The following is a 14928-nucleotide window of genomic DNA, read 5'->3' on the forward strand; positions in this document are numbered from 1 at the left end:
GCTCACACCTCCACCCCCAGCAGCTCCCCGAACGCCTCGCTCCCCCGCGCCGTCACCCTCACCGCCCGCCCCGAGCCGACCCGCCGCACCCACCCCCGCTCCAGCGCCGTCCCGCACAGCGCCGCGCCGAGCGCCCCGGCCAGGTGGGGGCGGCGCTCGGTCCAGTCCAGGCAGGTCCGTACGAGGGGGCGCCGGGCGCCCTCCGGCTGCCGGTAGTCCAGGGCATCGGCCAGCCAGCTCCGGCCAGCCGGGGTGACGGCGACCCCGGAGCCGGTGTCCACCAGCCCGCGCGCGGTCATCGCGTCCGCCAGGGCCACGCCCAGCCGGCCCGCGAGATGGTCGTAACAGGTCCGTGCCCGTGCCTCGGCGTCCTGGCGCACCGACGCGCGCAGACCGCCCGGCCGGGGCAGACCGGGGTCGTACGCGGCCAGGGCCTCGGTCAGCGCGGCGGCCTCCGGGCCGGCCAGCCGGACGTAGCGGTGCCGGCCCTGGCGCTCCTCGGCCAGCAGCCCGCCGGCGACCAGGCGGGAGAGCTGCTCGCTGGCCGTGGACGCGCTGACGCCCGCGTGCCGGGCCAGCTCACCGGCCGTCCAGGCCCGGCCGTCCAGCAGTGCCTGGCAGAACGCGGCCCGGGTGCGGTCGGCGAAGAGAGCCGCCGTATCGGCGAGAGGGGACATGCCTTCATGGTGCCGCAGGGACGGTTCGGCGGGCGCCGAAGTGTTCCGGCCCTAACGTCGGAGCCATGAGCCACTCGACGGTACGAGATCCCGCACCCACCCCCTTCGCCCGGCTCCACCACCGGGGCCGCGCGCTGCTGCTGCCCAACGCCTGGGACCACGCCTGCGCCGCGGCCCTGGTCGCGGAGGGCTTCGAGGCGGTGGGCACCACGAGTCTCGGGGTGGCCGCGGGCCTCGGGCTGCCGGACGGTGCGGCGGCCACCAAGGAGGCGACCGTGGACCTGGCCCGCCGGCTCGGACGGAGTTCGTTCCTGTTCAGCGTGGACGCCGAGGGGGGCTTCAGTGACGACCCCGCCGAGGTCGCCGTGCTGGCCCGGCGGCTGTACGGGGCGGGGGCCGCGGGCATCAATCTGGAGGACGGGCGCCCGGACGGCACCCTGGTCCCCGCCGCAGCGCACGCCGCGAAAATCGCCGCCGTCAAGGAGGCCGCGCCCGCACTCTTCGTCAACGCCCGCACGGACACGTACTGGCTCGGGAGCGAGCGGGAGCGCACCGCGGACCGGCTCGCGGTCTACGAGCGGGCGGGGGCGGACGGGGTGTTCGTGCCGGGGCTCTCGGACCGGGCGGAGATCGCCGCCCTGACCGCCGTCCTCACCACCCCGCTGAACGTGCTGTTCTCCCCGGCCGGACCCGCGCTCGCCGAGCTCTCCGACCTGGGCGTGCGCCGGGTCAGCCTCGGCTCGCTGCTCTACCGGGGCGCGCTGGCCGGGGCCGTGGCGAGCGCCGCGGCGATCCGCGACGGGCGGCCGGTGGCGGGCGGGGCGCCGGCCTACGCCGAGGTGCAGGCGCTGGCGTCAGGGGGTCGCGGCGGAGACGACGTAGACGACGGGTGACATCGGGTCGGTCATGTCGACGGTGATGTCCTGGGTGGGCCGCGGGTCCTCGTTGCGGTGGGTGGTGCCCGCCCAGGAGACGCCGTCGCCGAAGTACCAGCCGGCGATCTTCGTGTCGCGGGCACCGATGCTGACCTTCCCGGCCTCCAGGGCGGCGCGGCCGGTGCCCACGTCGGTCAGGAACCGGTCCAGGCCGGCCGATGTCGTGCGGAACTGCGCGTACATCCGGCTGGCCTTCCAGTTGTTGGTCTCGTAGTACTGGACCTCCGTGGCGTAGCCGGGGATCGGCACCTCGAAGATCCGGCGCAGCATCCGGGACGGCCAGCCCGCCCGCAGCCCCTGTGCGGCGGCCTCGGCGGCCTTGTCCTGGCCGGAGCGTCGGCTCTGGCCCGCCGAGATCAGCAGGTACCCGGCGGGGACGCCGATGAGCAGCACGATGATGGTCGCCGTGATCAGGCGCCGCCGGATCAGATGGCGGCGGGTCTCGGGCGGCCGGCCCTCACCGTCGGCCTGCGGCGGGGACTGGCGCGGCACGACGGGGTGCTCGGCTGCGGTCATGGGTCTGGAGGTCCCTACGAAGTGCGGGTGTTGCGGGTGTTGCGGATGGTGCTCGCGGCCTGGTCGTAGATCTGGGCGTAGCGCTCGTACCGTTCGACGCGGCGGCGGTTGGTGCGGCGGAAGCGGCGGGCCACCAGCCGGGCGAGGTCGGCCGCGCCGACCATACCCGCCTCCGGGCCGAGCTGCGCCTTGGCGATGCGGGCCTCGGGGCGGTAGCCGCGGCCGGTCAGGTGGCGTTTGAAGGCGTCCCTGGCCGGGCCGATGAGCAGGTCGTCGGCGGCGCTGACACCGCCGCCGATGACGAAGCAGGAGGGGTCGAGCGCGGCGGCCAGATTGGCGATGCCTACGCCGAGCCACTGTCCGATGTCCTGGAGGAGTTCGACGCACATCGCGTCGCCCTCGCGGGCCAGTTCGGTGATGAGCGGGCCGGTGATGTCGGGGATGTTGCCCTTGACGCGCTCGATGATGCCGTGGGCCACCGGGGAGTCGGCGGCGGCCAGCTCGCGGGCCTCGCGGACGAGGGCGTTGCCGGAGCTGTACTGCTCCCAGCAGCCGCGGTTGCCGCAGGGGCAGCGGTGGCCGCCGGGCACGACCTGCATGTGGCCGAACTCACCGGCGACGCCGTACTTGCCGCGCTTGACCTGGCCGTCCTCCAGGATCGCGCCGCCGATGCCCGTACCGAGCGTGATCATGACGAGGTGGTCCTCGCCGCGGCCGGCCCCGAAGCGCCACTCGGCCCAGGCGGCGGTGTTGGCGTCGTTGTCCACCATGACCGGGACGACAAGCCTGGAGGCCAGGGCGTCGCGCAGGGGCTCGTCGCGCCAGGCCAGGTGCGGGGCGAACAGCACCTTGGAGCGGTCCGCGTCGACCCAGCCGGCCGCGCCGATGCCGACGGCGTGCACATCGTGCCGGTCGGAGAGGTCCAGGACCAGCTCGACGATGGTGTCCTCGACGACCCTGGGGCTCTTGGACTTGTCCGGGGTCTCGGTGCGGACGGTCTCCAGGATCGTGCCGTCGGCGTCCACGACGCCGGCCATCACCTTGGTCCCCCCGATGTCGATGCCGACGGTGGGGACCCGGGGCGCCGTGAGGTGGGAGCGCCTTTCCCGGGTGCCCACGGTCCGCAGGACGGTCGCGCGGGCGGAGCCGCGGTGTGTGAAGTCGCGGTACGTGCTCATCGTCCCTGGGGGGTCTGGGGTAACCGGGTCAGGAGTGATCCCGGTGGCGGACGGCGCCCGTCTGCCACCGATTCTGCCACCCCCGGAGCGGCCGGGTTGCCGGGCGCCTTCGCTACACGGTGTCGTCGGGGCCCGGACCGGAGGCGCGCTCCAGCTCGTGGCTCAGCTCCTCCAGCTCGCTGCCGCCCGCCATCTGGCGGGTCAGTTCGTCCAGCGTGATGCTGTCCTTGGTGTGGCTGCCGGCCATGGCGCCCCGCTTAAGCAGGACGAACCGGTCGCCGACGAGGTAGGCGTGGTGGGGGTTGTGCGTGATGAGGACCACGCCGAGGCCGGCGTCCCGGGCGGCCGCGATGTATTTCAGGACGACCCCGGACTGCTTGACGCCCAGCGCGGCGGTCGGCTCGTCCAGGACCAGGACCTTGGCGCCGAAGTGGACGGCCCGCGCGATGGCGACGCACTGGCGCTCGCCGCCGGACAGGGTGCCGATGGGCTGGTCCACGTCGCGCAGGTCGATGCCCATGCGCAGCAGCGCCGAGTGCGTCGTCTCCCGCATCAGCCGGACGTCGAGGCGTTTGAAGGGGCCGGCGCCGGTCGTCGGCTCCGAGCCCAGGAAGAAGTTCCGCCAGACCGGCATCAGGGGGACGACGGCGAGGTCCTGGTAGACCGTGGCGATGCCCCGGTCCAGGGCGTCGCGCGGGTTGGCGAGGGTGGTCTCCTCGCCGTCCACCAGGAAGGTCCCGGCGTCGTGCCGGTGCAGCCCGGCGATGATCTTGATGAGGGTGGACTTGCCGGCGCCGTTGTCGCCGAGCGCGCAGGAGATCTCGCCCGCGCGCACTTCGAGCGACACCCCTTCGAGTGCCTTGATGTTGCCGTAGTACTTGGCCACGTGGTCGAGCTCGACCAGTGCCCGCCGGCCGGTGTCCCGCGGCCCGTCGGTTGCCTTGGGGGCCGTCATTTCGTCGCCTCCGCGCGCTTGCGTACCCATGCGTTGAGCAGGGTGGCCAGGAGCAGCATCGCTCCGAGGAAGAACTTGAACCAGTCGGGGTTCCACTCCGCGTACACGATGCCCTTGCTGGTCATGCCGAAGATGAAGGCACCGACCGCCGAGCCGATCGCGGAGCCGTATCCGCCGGTGATCAGGCAGCCGCCGATGACGGCCGCGATGATGTAGATCAGCTCGTTGCCGACGCCCTCGCCGGACTGGACGACGTCGTAGCTGAACAGCAGGTGCTGGCCGGAGACCCAGGCGGCGAAGGCGACGCCGAGGTAGAGGCCGATCTTGGTGCGGATGACCGGGACGCCGACCGCGCGGGCCGCGTCGGCCCCGCCTCCGACCGCGAAGATCCAGTTGCCGAAGCGGGTGCGGAGCAGGATCCAGGTGGCGACGGCGACGAGGCCGGCCCACCACAGGAGGGTCACCTTGAGTTCGACGCCGCCGACCGTCCAGTACGAGGCGAAGAGCTTGCGGGCGGAGGGGAAGCCCTCCATGTTGCCGATGGTCTTGGTCGAGACGCTTCCACTGATCAGCTTGGTGAAGCCGAGATTGAGCCCGGTCAGCATCAGGAACGTGCCGAGCGTGATGATGAAGCTCGGCAGTTTGGTGCGGGTCAGCATGAAGCCGTTGAACGCGCCGATGGCGAGCGTGACCAGCAGGGACACGAAGACGCCGACCCAGACGTTCGCCGTCATCTGGTAGCTGAACATCGAGGAGACCAGCGCGGAGCTGGTGACCATCACCCCGGCGGAGAGGTCGAACTCGCCGCCGATCATCAGCAGCGCGACCGGCGCCGCCATGATCCCGATGGTGGAGGCCGCGTACATCACCGTGCCGAAGCTGGTGGCGCGCAGGAAGCTGTCGGCGACGACCGCGAAGAAGAGGAAGACGGCGAGCGCGCCGACGACCGAGCCCAGCTCCGGGCGGCCGAGCAGTTTGCGCAGCGGTGAGGTGCGCAGCAGCCTCTCGTCGGTCCCGGCGGGGGACGACGAGCCGGAAGCGGCGGTCATCGCGTTCCCCGGTCGGCGTACTCGGCCAGCTGGGCGGCGTCCTCGGACGTGACGATCTGCGGGCCGGTCAGGACCGGGCGGCCGCCGCCGAGGACGTTGCGGTTGAAGCGGTAGAGCCAGAGCAGGTCGACGGCCTCGTACCCCTGGAGGTAGGGCTGCTGGTCGACGGCGAAGCCGAGGGTCCTGGACTGGAGCGAGGCCGCGACCTTGGGGTTCAGGTCGAAGGTGTCGATCTCGGCCTTGCTGCCCGCGGTCTTCTTGGCCTTGACGGCGGCGTCCGCGAAGGGCGCGCCGAGGGTGACGACCGCGTCGATGTTCTTGTCGGACTGGAGCTTCGCCTCGATGGACGCCTGGACGTCGGGCATGTTGGTGCCCTCGACGTACAGGTTCTGCAGCTGACCGTCGAAGGTCTTCTTCGCCCCGGCGCAGCGCTGCTCGTGGCCGACGTTGCCCTGCTCGTGCAGGATGCACAGGGCCTTTTTGCGGCCGCGCTTGTTCAGCTCCTCGCCGACGGCCTCGCCGGCGATCGACTCGTCCTGGCCGATGTGGGTGAGCGCGCCGTACTTCTCGGACTCGGCGGAGCCGGAGTTCACGGTGATCACGGGGATGCCGGCCCGGGTGGCCTTGGCCACGACGTCCTTCATGGCGTCGGGCTTGGCGAGCGTGACGATCAGCCCGTCGACCTTCTTGTCGATGGCGGCCTGCACGAGCTGGGCCTGCTGCTGGCCCTCGTCGTCGTGCGAGTACAGGAAGTTGATGTTGTCCTTGTCGGCCGCCATCTTGGCGCCCTTCTGGACGATGTCCCAGAAGGTGTCGCCGTCGCCCGAGTGGGTGACCATGGCGAAGGTCCAGCGGGGTGTGTTCACCGCGGACCGGCCCTCGGCCGCGGCCTTGGCCGCACGCTCCTCCGCCCGCTTGCCGCCGGTGCTGCTGCATCCCATGAGGGAGGCCCCCAGCACCGCCGCAAGCACGGCGCCCATCGCACGTACCCCTGTCCGAACCCTTGCCACGACGCCGTGCCCTTCTTGTGCTGCTCGCTGTGCTGCTGGTGGAGCCGGGGGCCCTGTGGTCCCGGCCCGGCTGGGCAAGTATCCCCGAGTCCGCGCCGCCGCCGCCCTCAGGGGCGGGGAGCGGGTGTCGGAGCGGGGCGCGTACGGTGCCGGGGCCGCGGACCGCCGTCACCGTACGCCGAGCCCCTGTCACCGTACGAGAGCCGGGTGCGGATGTCACCGCCCCCGGCGCGGCCACGTGGCGGGCGCCCTCCCGCCTACCAGCGGACGGGGAGCCGGCGCACTCCCCGGATCAGGGTCCCGGGCATCCAGTCGGGGGCGGCCCCGTCCGGGTCGGCTTCGAGGCCGGGGCAGCGCTCCAGCAGCATGCGGATGGCGATGCGGCCTTCCATCCGGGCCAGCGGCGCGCCCATGCAGAAGTGGATGCCGTGTCCGAAGGCCAGGTGGCCCTGGGTGTCGCGGCGGATGTCGAAGCGGTCGGGCTCGGGGTAGCGGGCAGGGTCGCGGTCGGAACCGGCGAGCGAGACGAGGACCGGGTCACCGGGCTCGATGACCCGGCCGGCTATCTCGGCCCGTTCCAGGGCGAAGCGGAACGTGGCCGTCTCCACCGGTCCGTCGTAGCGCAGCATCTCCTCGATCGCCCCGTCGAGCAGCCCGGAGTCGGCGCGCAGAGCGGCCAGTTGGTCAGGGTGGGCGAGCAGGGCGCGGACACCGTTGGAGATCAGGTTGACCGTCGTCTCGTGCCCGGCGACGAGCAACAGGAAGGCCATGCCCACCAGTTCGTCGGGCGAGAGCGTGTCGTCGCCGTCCTGGCCGGCGGCTATCAGCGCGCTCAGCAGGTCGTCGCCCGGTGAGCGGCGCTTGCCCTCGATCAGCTCGACGAGGTAGGCGCCCATGGCCCGGAACGCGTCGCCCTCCTCCTGCGTGCTGCCGGGCGCCAGCACGCCGTTGGACATCTTGCGGAAGGCGGACCGGTCCAGGTCGGGCACGCCGATCAGCTCGCATATGACGGTCATCGGCAGCGGGAAGGCGAACGCGTCCACGAGATCCGCCCGCCCCGAGGGCAGCATCGCATCGAGCAGTCCGCTGGTGATCTCCTCCACGCGGGGGCGCAGCGCCTCGACGCGGCGCGAGGTGAACTCGCGGGCCACCAGCTTGCGCAGCCGGGTGTGGTCGGGCGGGTCCATTCCCAGCATGTTGGCGTTGATCGGGTCGCCGCCCGCCTCGCCGGGCAGCGACCTCCAGTCCTTGCCGAAGCGCGCGTCGGCCAGGACCGCGCGACCCTCCTCGTAGCCGACGACGAGCCAGGCCCGGTCGAACTCGTCGGTGCGGATGGTGTGCACGGGACCTGCCGCGCGCATCCGCTCGTAATAGGGATACGGATTCGCGGTGAAATCGCCCAACCCGCGTAGATCTACATCGACTTCGGACATGGGCCCACCCTCCCGGTCGGTTCGCACCGGTCACCGGGACCGGGCTCGCTCAGCGTAGGGCTCAGGGCCCGGCGCGGACGAATGGCTCAGCCGGGTCTCGATCAGCCCTCGTCGTCGAGGAGCCCGGCGTCGTGGACGAGCAGGGCGATCTGGACGCGGTTGTTGAAGCCGAACTTGGCGAGGATGCGGGAGACCTGGGTCTTCACGGTGGCGACGCTGAGGTAGAGCGTGGCGGCGATCTCCGCGTTCGAGCGGCCCTGGCCTACGGCGACGGCGACCTCGCGCTCCCGGTCCGCGAGCGACGCGATCCGCTCGCGCGCCCGTAGGCCGCGGCCGGCCCGCTCGTCCCGGCCGGGGCCCGCCGCGCGCGCCATCAGCTGCCGGGTGACCGCGGGCGACAGGACCGGGTCACCGGCGGCCACCCGGCGCACCGATTCGACGATCTGCGCGGGCGGGGTGTCCTTGAGGACGAACCCGGCGGCGCCGGCCCGGATGGCGCGGAGGACCTGTTCGTCCGCGTGGAAGGTCGTCAGGACGATGATCTCGGGGGCGTCCGGGCGGCCACGCAGCACCTCGGTGGCGGTCAGCCCGTCCATGACCGGCATCCGGATGTCCATCAGGACCACGTCGGGCCGCAGCCGGTCGGCCAGTGCGGCGGCCTGGCTGCCGTCGGCCCCCTCGCCCACGATGTCGATGCCGGCGGCGCCGCCCAGCATCAGGGTCAGCCCGGCCCGTACGAGCGGGTCGTCGTCGATGATGAGCAGCCGCACGGGCGGGGCCGGGGCGGGGGCCGGTGTGGTCATGACGCCCACGGTAGCCAGGCCCGCACCCCGAACCCGCCGTCGGGTCCGGGCCCGTGGTCGAGGCGGCCGCCGGCGAGGGTGGCCCGCTCGGTCAGCCCGATGAGCCCCTGGCCGGAGCCCGGCACCCGGGTGAAGGGTTCGGCCGGGGCGGGGTTGCGCACCTCGACGGTGACGCCCTGTCCGGGTCCGCCCGTGACGCCGACGGTGACCTCGGCGCCGGGTGCGTGTTTGCGGGCGTTGGTCAGCGCCTCCTGGGCGATGCGGTAGACCGTGCGGCCGGTGGCGGCGGGGACCGCGGCCGGGTCGGCGATGCGGTTGTCGAGGGTGACCGCCATGCCGGCGAGCCGGGATTCGGCGATCAGCGCGTCCAGGGTGGCGAGGGTGGGCTGCGGCCGGTTGCCGTCGCTCTCCCCGTCGCGGGGACTGCGCAGGACCCCGATGATCTCGCGCAGGTCCTGGAGTGCCTCGTGCGCGCTGTCGCGGATGACTCCGGCGGCCCGCGCGACCTCGGGCGGCGGGGCGTCGGGGCGGAATTCGAGGGCGCCGGCGTGGACGCTGAGCAGGGTCAGCCGGTGGGCGAGCACATCGTGCATCTCGCGGGCGATGTCCTCGCGGGCGAGCCGCTGCGCCTGCTCGGCCCTCAGCGCTGCCTCGCTCTCGGCCCGCCGGGCGCGCTCGCGCAGGGAGACGACGAGCTGGCGCCGGGAGCGGACGACCATGCCCCAGCTGAGGACGAGCAGGATCAGCAGCACCCCGATGACGGTGGACTCGACGAACGACGAGTTCGGGTCGGGGCGCAGGTAGGGCTGGAGGGGGGTGACGGCCAGGGCCCCGGCGCCGACGAGGGCGACCGGGCGGAACGGCCGGTGCACGGCCACGCTGAACAGCGCCACCAGCAGGGCGCCGGCCGCGACCGGTTCCACGGTGGACAGCAGGACCAGGGCGGCGGCGAGCCCGACCGGCCAGCGCCGCCGGAACCACAGGGCGCAGCAGGCCGCCGCACCGACGAGCGAGTCGATCAGCACGAAGACGTCGGCGGTGGTGGGGTCGGCGTCGATGGTGGCGAGGGTGGCCATTCCGATGCCCGCCGCGCAGAGGAAGGCCGCGAGGTCGACGGCCCAGTCCCGCACGGTGCGGCGGGAGCGCCCGCGGTCGCCGGGCAGCTCGGGGTCGGCCATCGCCGAGGGCAGCAGCCAGGGGTACTCCGTACGCGTCATGTCGACAAAGCTACGCACGTGGGAGGGGGCTTCCGGGTGTTCGGGGCGCCGGGGAGACCAAAGTCGCGGAAGGGGAGACTTTCGGACCCCGGACGCAGCCCACCGGCCGACGCGGCGGCGGGGCCGGGGCCGCCAGGCTCGCCGTCATGAAGAAAATCTGCGAGACGGTCGGCTTCCTGGTCTTCGTCCAGGGGGTCACCGGGCTGCTCCACGAATGGCTCGGCTGGTTCCGCTTCTTCAACCTGGTGCAGCGGCTGCCGTTCGTCGCCGACTACGCGCTGTTCGTGAGCATCGTGCTGCTGGTGGCGGGGGCGGCCGTCATGATCGCCTCGGACTCGATCAAGGAATGAGGTACCGGTAACCGCCGTACCGGAGTCAGCGTCCGTTTCCCGCCGGTATCCGGCCCGCCCAGCGGCTTTCCTGGTTCCCGTCAGCACGACCGGCAACGAACAGGAACCCTGATGAACAGCACCGTCAGCACCGGCCGCACCGCGCTCGTCACCGGCGGCAGCCGGGGTATCGGCGCCGCGACCGCTCTGCGGCTCGCCCGGGACGGCGCCGACGTGGCGCTGACCTACGTCCAGGACGAACAGGGCGCCCGGGAGGTCGTCCGCACGATCGAGGCGACCGGCCGGCGCGCCGTCGCCCTGCGCGCCGACGCGGCCGACCCGGAGGCCGCCGCCTCGGTGGTGCACCGGGCGGCCGAGGCCTTCGGCCGGCTCGACATCCTGGTGAACAACGCGGGGATCGGGGTCCTCGGCCCCATCGGCACCCTCACACCCGCCGATGTCGACCGGGTCCTCGCCGTCAACGTGCGGGCGGTCTTCCTCGCCTGCCGGGCGGCGGCCGAGGTGATGGAGCGCGGCGGCCGCATCATCTCCCTCGGTACGGCCCTGAGCCGGCACGCGGGCGGGCCCGGCGGCACGCTCTACGCGATGAGCAAGTCCGCGCTCTGCGGGCTGACCAAGCCGCTGGCCCGTGAGCTCGGCCCGCGCGGCATCACCGTCAACCTGGTCCAGCCCGGCGCGGTGGACACCGACCTCAACCCGGCCGACGGCCCGTTCGCGCAGGGGCAGCGCGCGGCGAACGCGCTGGACCGGTTCGGCACCACCGCCGAGGTGGCCGCGCTGATCGCGTACCTGGCCGGTGCGGATGCCGCCTTCGTCACCGGTGCCGAACTGACCGTGGACGGCGGCCACTCGGCCTGACCGTGGCAGGGTGGGCGCATCGACGACGCCCCGAGGAGGCACCATGCCCGCGCCGCACGAACAGGACGACCGCCCGCCGCACGAGGAGTTCGCCTTCCGCATCGTGCGGCGCGGATACGACCGCGACCAGGTCCACTCCCATGTGGAGCTGCTCCTCTCCGGCACCCCGCCGACCGCGGCCCCGGCCTTCGAGCTGGTGCGCCGCGGCTACGACCGGGGCCAGGTCGACGAGGTCATCGCCCGGCTGCACCGCGAGGCGGGGCAGGGGCGGTAACGGGCCGCCGCCCGCCCGTTCTGCCGCGTCCCCCCGCCCCGCCTACGCTGGGCGGGGGGGGGCATCCCGCGCGACGGTGAACAGGCGAGAAGGGAAGATCATGTCCGGTATCCCGGAGCACACCCTGAACGACGGCCGTACGATCCCGGCGGTCGGGCTCGGCACCTATCCGCTGGACGACGCGGCGGCGGAGAAGGCCGTGGCCGGCGCCCTGGACCTCGGCTACCGGCTCGTGGACACGGCGCTGAACTACGGCAACGAGACGGGCACGGGACGCGGCATCGCCCGCGGCGGGGTGCCGCGCGAGGACGTCTTCGTCACGACCAAGGTGCCGGGCCGGCACCACGGCTACGAGAAGACGCTGGCCTCGTTCGAGGAGTCCCGCCGCAATCTCGGCCTGGACTACGTGGACCTCTATCTCATCCACTGGCCGCTGCCCCGGGTCGGCCTGTACGTGGACACCTGGCGGGCGCTGCTCAAGCTGCGCGAGGACGGTCTCGTACGGTCGGTCGGGGTCTCCAACTTCACCGCCGAGCACCTGGAGCGGCTGGAGGGCGAGACGGGCGTGCTGCCCGCCGTGAACCAGATCGAGCTGCACCCCCGGCTGCCCCAGGAGGAGCTGCGGGCCTTCCACGCGGCCAAGGGCATCGTCACCGAGAGCTGGAGCCCGCTGGGGCGCGGCCGTGACCTGCTGACCGACCCGGACGTGGTGGCCGTCGCCGAGGCGCACGGGGTCACCCCGGGGCAGGCGGTGCTGCGCTGGCACACCCAGCTCGGGGCCGTACCGATCCCGAAGTCGGCCGATCCGGGGCGTCAGCGCCAGAACCTGGACCTGTTCGGGTTCGAGCTGACGCCCGAGGAGCTGGCCCGGATCGGCGGCGGGCGGCGGCAGCGGTTCGGCGGGGACCCCGAGGTCCACGAGGAGTTCTGAACCGCCCCCGGGCCCGTCGGGTCAGCCGCCGAGTTCGGCGTGGCGGGCGGCCAGCCGGGCGGCGCCGCTTTCGGTCAGCGAGCCGAAGAGGCGCAGCCGCGAGATGCCGCCGTCCGGGAAGATGTCGGCCCTGACCTGGTCGGCCCGGACCGGCTCGGGCAGCACGAAGCGGTGGTTGGTGTCGGGCTGGAGCCGGGTGCGGGGCAGCAGCTCGGTCCACGTACCGCTCCGCGCGTCGCGGGCCGTGAGCGCCGCCCAGCCCGCCGCGTTGCCCAACAGGTAGGCGGTGTCGATCTCGACGGCCCGGATCTGCGCCTCTTCGGCCAAGTGGTAGTGGATCCAGTCGTTGCCCCGGTCGCGCCTGCGGCGGGTCTCCCAGCCGTCGTCCATCTTGCGGGACCTGCCGGGCTGGATGGTGTTGGTCGCCGGGGAGTAGAAGCGGTCGGAGGCGTCCTCGACCCGGCCGCCGTTCTCCAGGGCGACGACGTCGAAGGTGGCGAGCGCGGACAGCCAGACGGGGTCGGGGGCCACCTCGCCGTACACCCGGAGCCGGGCCACGCCGCCGTCCGGGTGCTGGCACAGCCGCAGGTGGGTGAAGCGCCGCTCCACGTCGACGGCGAAGCCGTTGGCCGCGTGGCCGCCGACGGCCGTACGGGGGACGAGCGTCGTCCACGTCACGTCGGGGGCGAGCAGTTCCTCCGGGGAGGGCGAGCCGGGCAGCGAGACGGCCTCGACGGAGACGGCCCGCGGGTAGTTGCCGCGGAAGTGGGCGGTGTCCACGATCAGACCGCGCACGATGCCGGGGGCGCCGAGGCGGATCAGCGCCCAGTCGTGGTCCTCGTCCGCCGGGTGCGGCCGGTCCGCGCTCGCGCCGCGCCGGCGGCGGGTCTCCCAGCCGTCCATGATCTTGCCCTTGTGCCCGAAGCGCTCCGGGTCGAAGTGCGCGGGCTCCGGCTTCAGCAGGTTCTCGCGCTCCGCGAAGAACTCGTCGTTGGCGGCGATCACGCCCGCGCCGAGCCGCCGGTCGGCGAGGTCCACGAGGTGGGTGAAGGGGTGGTCGGCGGTGCGGTAGTCGGCGTACGGGTCGCCGCCGCCGTACGGGTTCGCGTCGCCGGTGAAGTGTGCTGTCGCCGTCATGCGCGGTTGTCCCTTGTCTGGAGGCGGCCGGTGGGTTCGGCGAGGACGCCGTCGGCGGCGATGCGCACGCCGCGCAGCCAGGTGGAGCGCACCACGCCGTGCAGGGTGCGGCCGGCGTAGGCGGTGACCTGGTTGCGGTGGAACAGCTCGGCCGGGTCGACGGTGAAGGTGGCGTCGGGGGCCAGGACGGCGAAGTCGGCGTCGCGGCCGGCCTCGATGGCGCCCTTGTGGCGCAGTCCGGCCAGGGCGGCGGGGGCGGCCGACATCCAGCGGGCCACGTCGTCCAGGCTGTGGCCGCGCCTGCGTGCCTCGGTCCAGATCGCGGGCAGGCCGAGCTGGAGGGAGGAGATGCCGCCCCAGGCGGAGGCGAAGTCCGGCGTCTTGAGGTCGGTGGTGCAGGGCGAGTGGTCGGAGACGACGCAGTCGATGGTGCCGTCGGCCAGCCCCTGCCACAGCGCGTCCTGGTTGGCGGCCTCCCGGATGGGCGGGCAGCACTTGAACTCGGTCGCCCCGTCGGGGACCTCCTCGGCCGTGAGGGTGAGGAAGTGCGGGCAGGTCTCGACGGTGAGCCGGACACCCCGGCGCCGGGCGGCGGCGATCAGCGGCAGGGCGTCGCTGGAGGACAGGTGCAGGACGTGGACGCGGGCGTTCAGCCTCTCGGCGTGGGCGATGAGCCCCTCGATGGCGGTGTTCTCGGCGTCGCGCGGCCGGGACGCGAGGAAGTCGGCGTAGGCGGGGCCGCTCCGCTGCGGCGCGGACGCCAGGTGACGAGGGTCCTCGGCATGCACGATCAGCAGTCCGCCGAAGCCCGCGATCTCGGCCATCGACCGGGCCAGCTGCTCCTGGTCCAGCTCGGGGAACTCCTCGACGCCGGAGGGCGAGAGGAAGCACTTGAAGCCGAAGACGCCGGCCTCGTACAGGGGGCGCAGGTCCTTGACATTCGTGGGGACCGCGCCGCCCCAGAAGCCGGTGTCGACGTGCACCTTGGGCTCGGCGACCCGCTGCTTGACGCGCAGGTGCTCGACGGTGGTGGTGGGCGGCAGCGAGTTCAGCGGCATGTCGAGCAGGGTGGTGATGCCGCCGGCCGCGGCGGCGCGGGTGGCGGTGTGGAAGCCCTCCCACTCGGTGCGGCCGGGGTCGTTCACATGGACGTGGGTGTCGACGAGGCCGGGCAGCAGGACGTCGTCGCCGAAGTCCTCGACGCGGGCGCCCGAGGGCGGCTCGGCGTCGTACGGCAGGACGGCGTCGATGGTCCCGCCGGTGACGGCGACGGCCGCGGGCCGGGTCCCGCCGGGGGTGACGACGCGCGTCGAGCGCAGTAGCAGCTTCACGTCCGGCACCCGTGCTCCTCACTTCGCGAATTCAACGAACTGTTGAAGGAGTCTTCACTCGGGAACGCGACCCGTCAAGACCCGCCGCCGCACCCCTGGCGCCGCGCCACCCGCTTCTGGAGGTTTCCACAAAGTAGAAGGCTCATTTCGGAGTACGGAACGTAGAATGGGCCAGAGGCGGCATCGCCGGACCGCCGCACGGCCTGCGGACACCCGGACAAACGGGCGCTGACCGGCCATGACGGCCCCCGTCGGCAGTGGGCCGATCGGGAAG

16 protein-coding genes are annotated in these 14928 nt (G+C 73.1%); 5 read left to right on the forward strand and 11 right to left on the reverse strand.

Going from position 1 to position 14928, the window contains the following annotated elements:
- Positions 1-2 precede the first annotated feature (2 nt).
- Positions 3-677: an ArsR/SmtB family transcription factor gene (locus tag B082_RS0125335; RefSeq protein WP_018554592.1), complete on the reverse strand. Its 675-nt coding sequence runs from the start codon at positions 675-677 to the stop codon at positions 3-5.
- Between the two features lie 65 nt (positions 678-742).
- Here B082_RS0125335 and B082_RS36685 point away from each other — a divergent pair, with 65 nt between their 5' ends.
- A complete protein-coding gene (locus B082_RS36685; RefSeq protein ID WP_018554593.1) occupies positions 743-1570 on the forward strand; it encodes an isocitrate lyase/PEP mutase family protein in 828 nt (275 codons plus the stop codon).
- On the opposite strand, the gene B082_RS0125345 is transcribed toward B082_RS36685, so the two are convergent.
- The 8 genes from B082_RS0125345 to B082_RS0125380 all read right to left on the reverse strand — a co-directional run bounded on the left by B082_RS0125345 (position 1532) and on the right by B082_RS0125380 (position 9773).
- Entirely contained in the window at positions 1532-2128 is a 597-nt protein-coding gene (locus tag B082_RS0125345) for a hypothetical protein (protein WP_018554594.1), read from the reverse strand. The two genes, B082_RS36685 and B082_RS0125345, sit on opposite strands and share 39 nt — an antisense overlap.
- A 14-nt stretch (positions 2129-2142) precedes the next feature.
- Complete coding sequence (locus tag B082_RS0125350) at positions 2143-3306, reverse strand: ROK family glucokinase (protein ID WP_018554595.1); 1164 nt, start codon at positions 3304-3306, stop codon at positions 2143-2145.
- A gap of 112 nt (positions 3307-3418) precedes the next feature.
- The gene (locus B082_RS0125355) at positions 3419-4261 is read right to left on the reverse strand and encodes an ATP-binding cassette domain-containing protein (protein WP_018554596.1); all 843 of its coding nucleotides are present in this window, start codon (positions 4259-4261) and stop codon (positions 3419-3421) included.
- Positions 4258-5310: an ABC transporter permease gene (locus B082_RS0125360; RefSeq protein ID WP_018554597.1), complete on the reverse strand. Its 1053-nt coding sequence runs from the start codon at positions 5308-5310 to the stop codon at positions 4258-4260. Before B082_RS0125360 ends, B082_RS0125355 begins: the two co-directional genes overlap by 4 nt.
- Positions 5307-6290: a sugar ABC transporter substrate-binding protein gene (locus tag B082_RS0125365; protein ID WP_018554598.1), complete on the reverse strand. Its 984-nt coding sequence runs from the start codon at positions 6288-6290 to the stop codon at positions 5307-5309. The genes B082_RS0125360 and B082_RS0125365 overlap by 4 nt, the downstream gene beginning before the upstream one ends.
- Before the next feature lie 287 nt (positions 6291-6577).
- Positions 6578-7753 (reverse strand): cytochrome P450 family protein, encoded by a 1176-nt coding sequence (locus tag B082_RS0125370; protein ID WP_037710902.1) that lies wholly within the window; start codon positions 7751-7753, stop codon positions 6578-6580.
- Positions 7754-7854: 101 nt separating this feature from the next.
- The gene (locus tag B082_RS0125375; RefSeq protein WP_026250189.1) at positions 7855-8556 is read right to left on the reverse strand and encodes a response regulator; all 702 of its coding nucleotides are present in this window, start codon (positions 8554-8556) and stop codon (positions 7855-7857) included.
- Positions 8553-9773: a sensor histidine kinase gene (locus tag B082_RS0125380; RefSeq protein ID WP_018554601.1), complete on the reverse strand. Its 1221-nt coding sequence runs from the start codon at positions 9771-9773 to the stop codon at positions 8553-8555. The genes B082_RS0125375 and B082_RS0125380 overlap by 4 nt, the downstream gene beginning before the upstream one ends.
- Positions 9774-9919: 146 nt before the next feature.
- Here B082_RS0125380 and B082_RS0125385 point away from each other — a divergent pair, with 146 nt between their 5' ends.
- The 4 genes from B082_RS0125385 (at position 9920) to B082_RS0125400 (ending at position 12186) form a co-directional block, all read left to right on the forward strand.
- Positions 9920-10123: a hypothetical protein gene (locus B082_RS0125385; protein ID WP_018554602.1), complete on the forward strand. Its 204-nt coding sequence runs from the start codon at positions 9920-9922 to the stop codon at positions 10121-10123.
- 111 nt (positions 10124-10234) lie between these two features.
- A complete protein-coding gene (locus tag B082_RS0125390; RefSeq protein ID WP_018554603.1) occupies positions 10235-10981 on the forward strand; it encodes an SDR family NAD(P)-dependent oxidoreductase in 747 nt (248 codons plus the stop codon).
- A gap of 43 nt (positions 10982-11024) precedes the next feature.
- A complete protein-coding gene (locus B082_RS0125395) occupies positions 11025-11255 on the forward strand; it encodes a hypothetical protein (RefSeq protein ID WP_018554604.1) in 231 nt (76 codons plus the stop codon).
- A gap of 100 nt (positions 11256-11355) precedes the next feature.
- Positions 11356-12186, forward strand: coding sequence for an aldo/keto reductase (locus tag B082_RS0125400; protein WP_018554605.1), 831 nt, complete (start codon positions 11356-11358; stop codon positions 12184-12186).
- 21 nt (positions 12187-12207) lie between these two features.
- On the opposite strand, the gene alc is transcribed toward B082_RS0125400, so the two are convergent.
- Entirely contained in the window at positions 12208-13323 is a 1116-nt protein-coding gene (gene alc / locus B082_RS0125405; RefSeq protein WP_018554606.1) for an allantoicase, read from the reverse strand.
- Complete coding sequence (allB, locus tag B082_RS0125410) at positions 13320-14663, reverse strand: allantoinase AllB (RefSeq protein WP_018554607.1); 1344 nt, start codon at positions 14661-14663, stop codon at positions 13320-13322. Before allB ends, alc begins: the two co-directional genes overlap by 4 nt.
- Between the last annotated feature and the right edge of the window lie 265 nt (positions 14664-14928).

The organism is Streptomyces sp. ATexAB-D23 (assembly GCF_000373645.1).
GTDB classification, from domain to species: domain Bacteria; phylum Actinomycetota; class Actinomycetes; order Streptomycetales; family Streptomycetaceae; genus Streptomyces; species Streptomyces castrisilvae.

What these genes read in the sequence shown, in the direction of transcription:
- B082_RS0125335 (WP_018554592.1), bottom strand. Translation starts at nt 677, where the DNA reads ATGTCCCCTCTCGCCGATACGGCGGCTCTCTTCGCCGACCGCACCCGG.
- B082_RS36685 (WP_018554593.1), top strand. Translation starts at nt 743, where the DNA reads ATGAGCCACTCGACGGTACGAGATCCCGCACCCACCCCCTTCGCCCGG.
- B082_RS0125345 (WP_018554594.1), bottom strand. Translation starts at nt 2,128, where the DNA reads ATGACCGCAGCCGAGCACCCCGTCGTGCCGCGCCAGTCCCCGCCGCAG.
- B082_RS0125350 (WP_018554595.1), bottom strand. Translation starts at nt 3,306, where the DNA reads ATGAGCACGTACCGCGACTTCACACACCGCGGCTCCGCCCGCGCGACC.
- B082_RS0125355 (WP_018554596.1), bottom strand. Translation starts at nt 4,261, where the DNA reads ATGACGGCCCCCAAGGCAACCGACGGGCCGCGGGACACCGGCCGGCGG.
- B082_RS0125360 (WP_018554597.1), bottom strand. Translation starts at nt 5,310, where the DNA reads ATGACCGCCGCTTCCGGCTCGTCGTCCCCCGCCGGGACCGACGAGAGG.
- B082_RS0125365 (WP_018554598.1), bottom strand. Translation starts at nt 6,290, where the DNA reads ATGGGCGCCGTGCTTGCGGCGGTGCTGGGGGCCTCCCTCATGGGATGC.
- B082_RS0125370 (WP_037710902.1), bottom strand. Translation starts at nt 7,753, where the DNA reads ATGTCCGAAGTCGATGTAGATCTACGCGGGTTGGGCGATTTCACCGCG.
- B082_RS0125375 (WP_026250189.1), bottom strand. Translation starts at nt 8,556, where the DNA reads ATGACCACACCGGCCCCCGCCCCGGCCCCGCCCGTGCGGCTGCTCATC.
- B082_RS0125380 (WP_018554601.1), bottom strand. Translation starts at nt 9,773, where the DNA reads ATGACGCGTACGGAGTACCCCTGGCTGCTGCCCTCGGCGATGGCCGAC.
- B082_RS0125385 (WP_018554602.1), top strand. Translation starts at nt 9,920, where the DNA reads ATGAAGAAAATCTGCGAGACGGTCGGCTTCCTGGTCTTCGTCCAGGGG.
- B082_RS0125390 (WP_018554603.1), top strand. Translation starts at nt 10,235, where the DNA reads ATGAACAGCACCGTCAGCACCGGCCGCACCGCGCTCGTCACCGGCGGC.
- B082_RS0125395 (WP_018554604.1), top strand. Translation starts at nt 11,025, where the DNA reads ATGCCCGCGCCGCACGAACAGGACGACCGCCCGCCGCACGAGGAGTTC.
- B082_RS0125400 (WP_018554605.1), top strand. Translation starts at nt 11,356, where the DNA reads ATGTCCGGTATCCCGGAGCACACCCTGAACGACGGCCGTACGATCCCG.
- alc (WP_018554606.1), bottom strand. Translation starts at nt 13,323, where the DNA reads ATGACGGCGACAGCACACTTCACCGGCGACGCGAACCCGTACGGCGGC.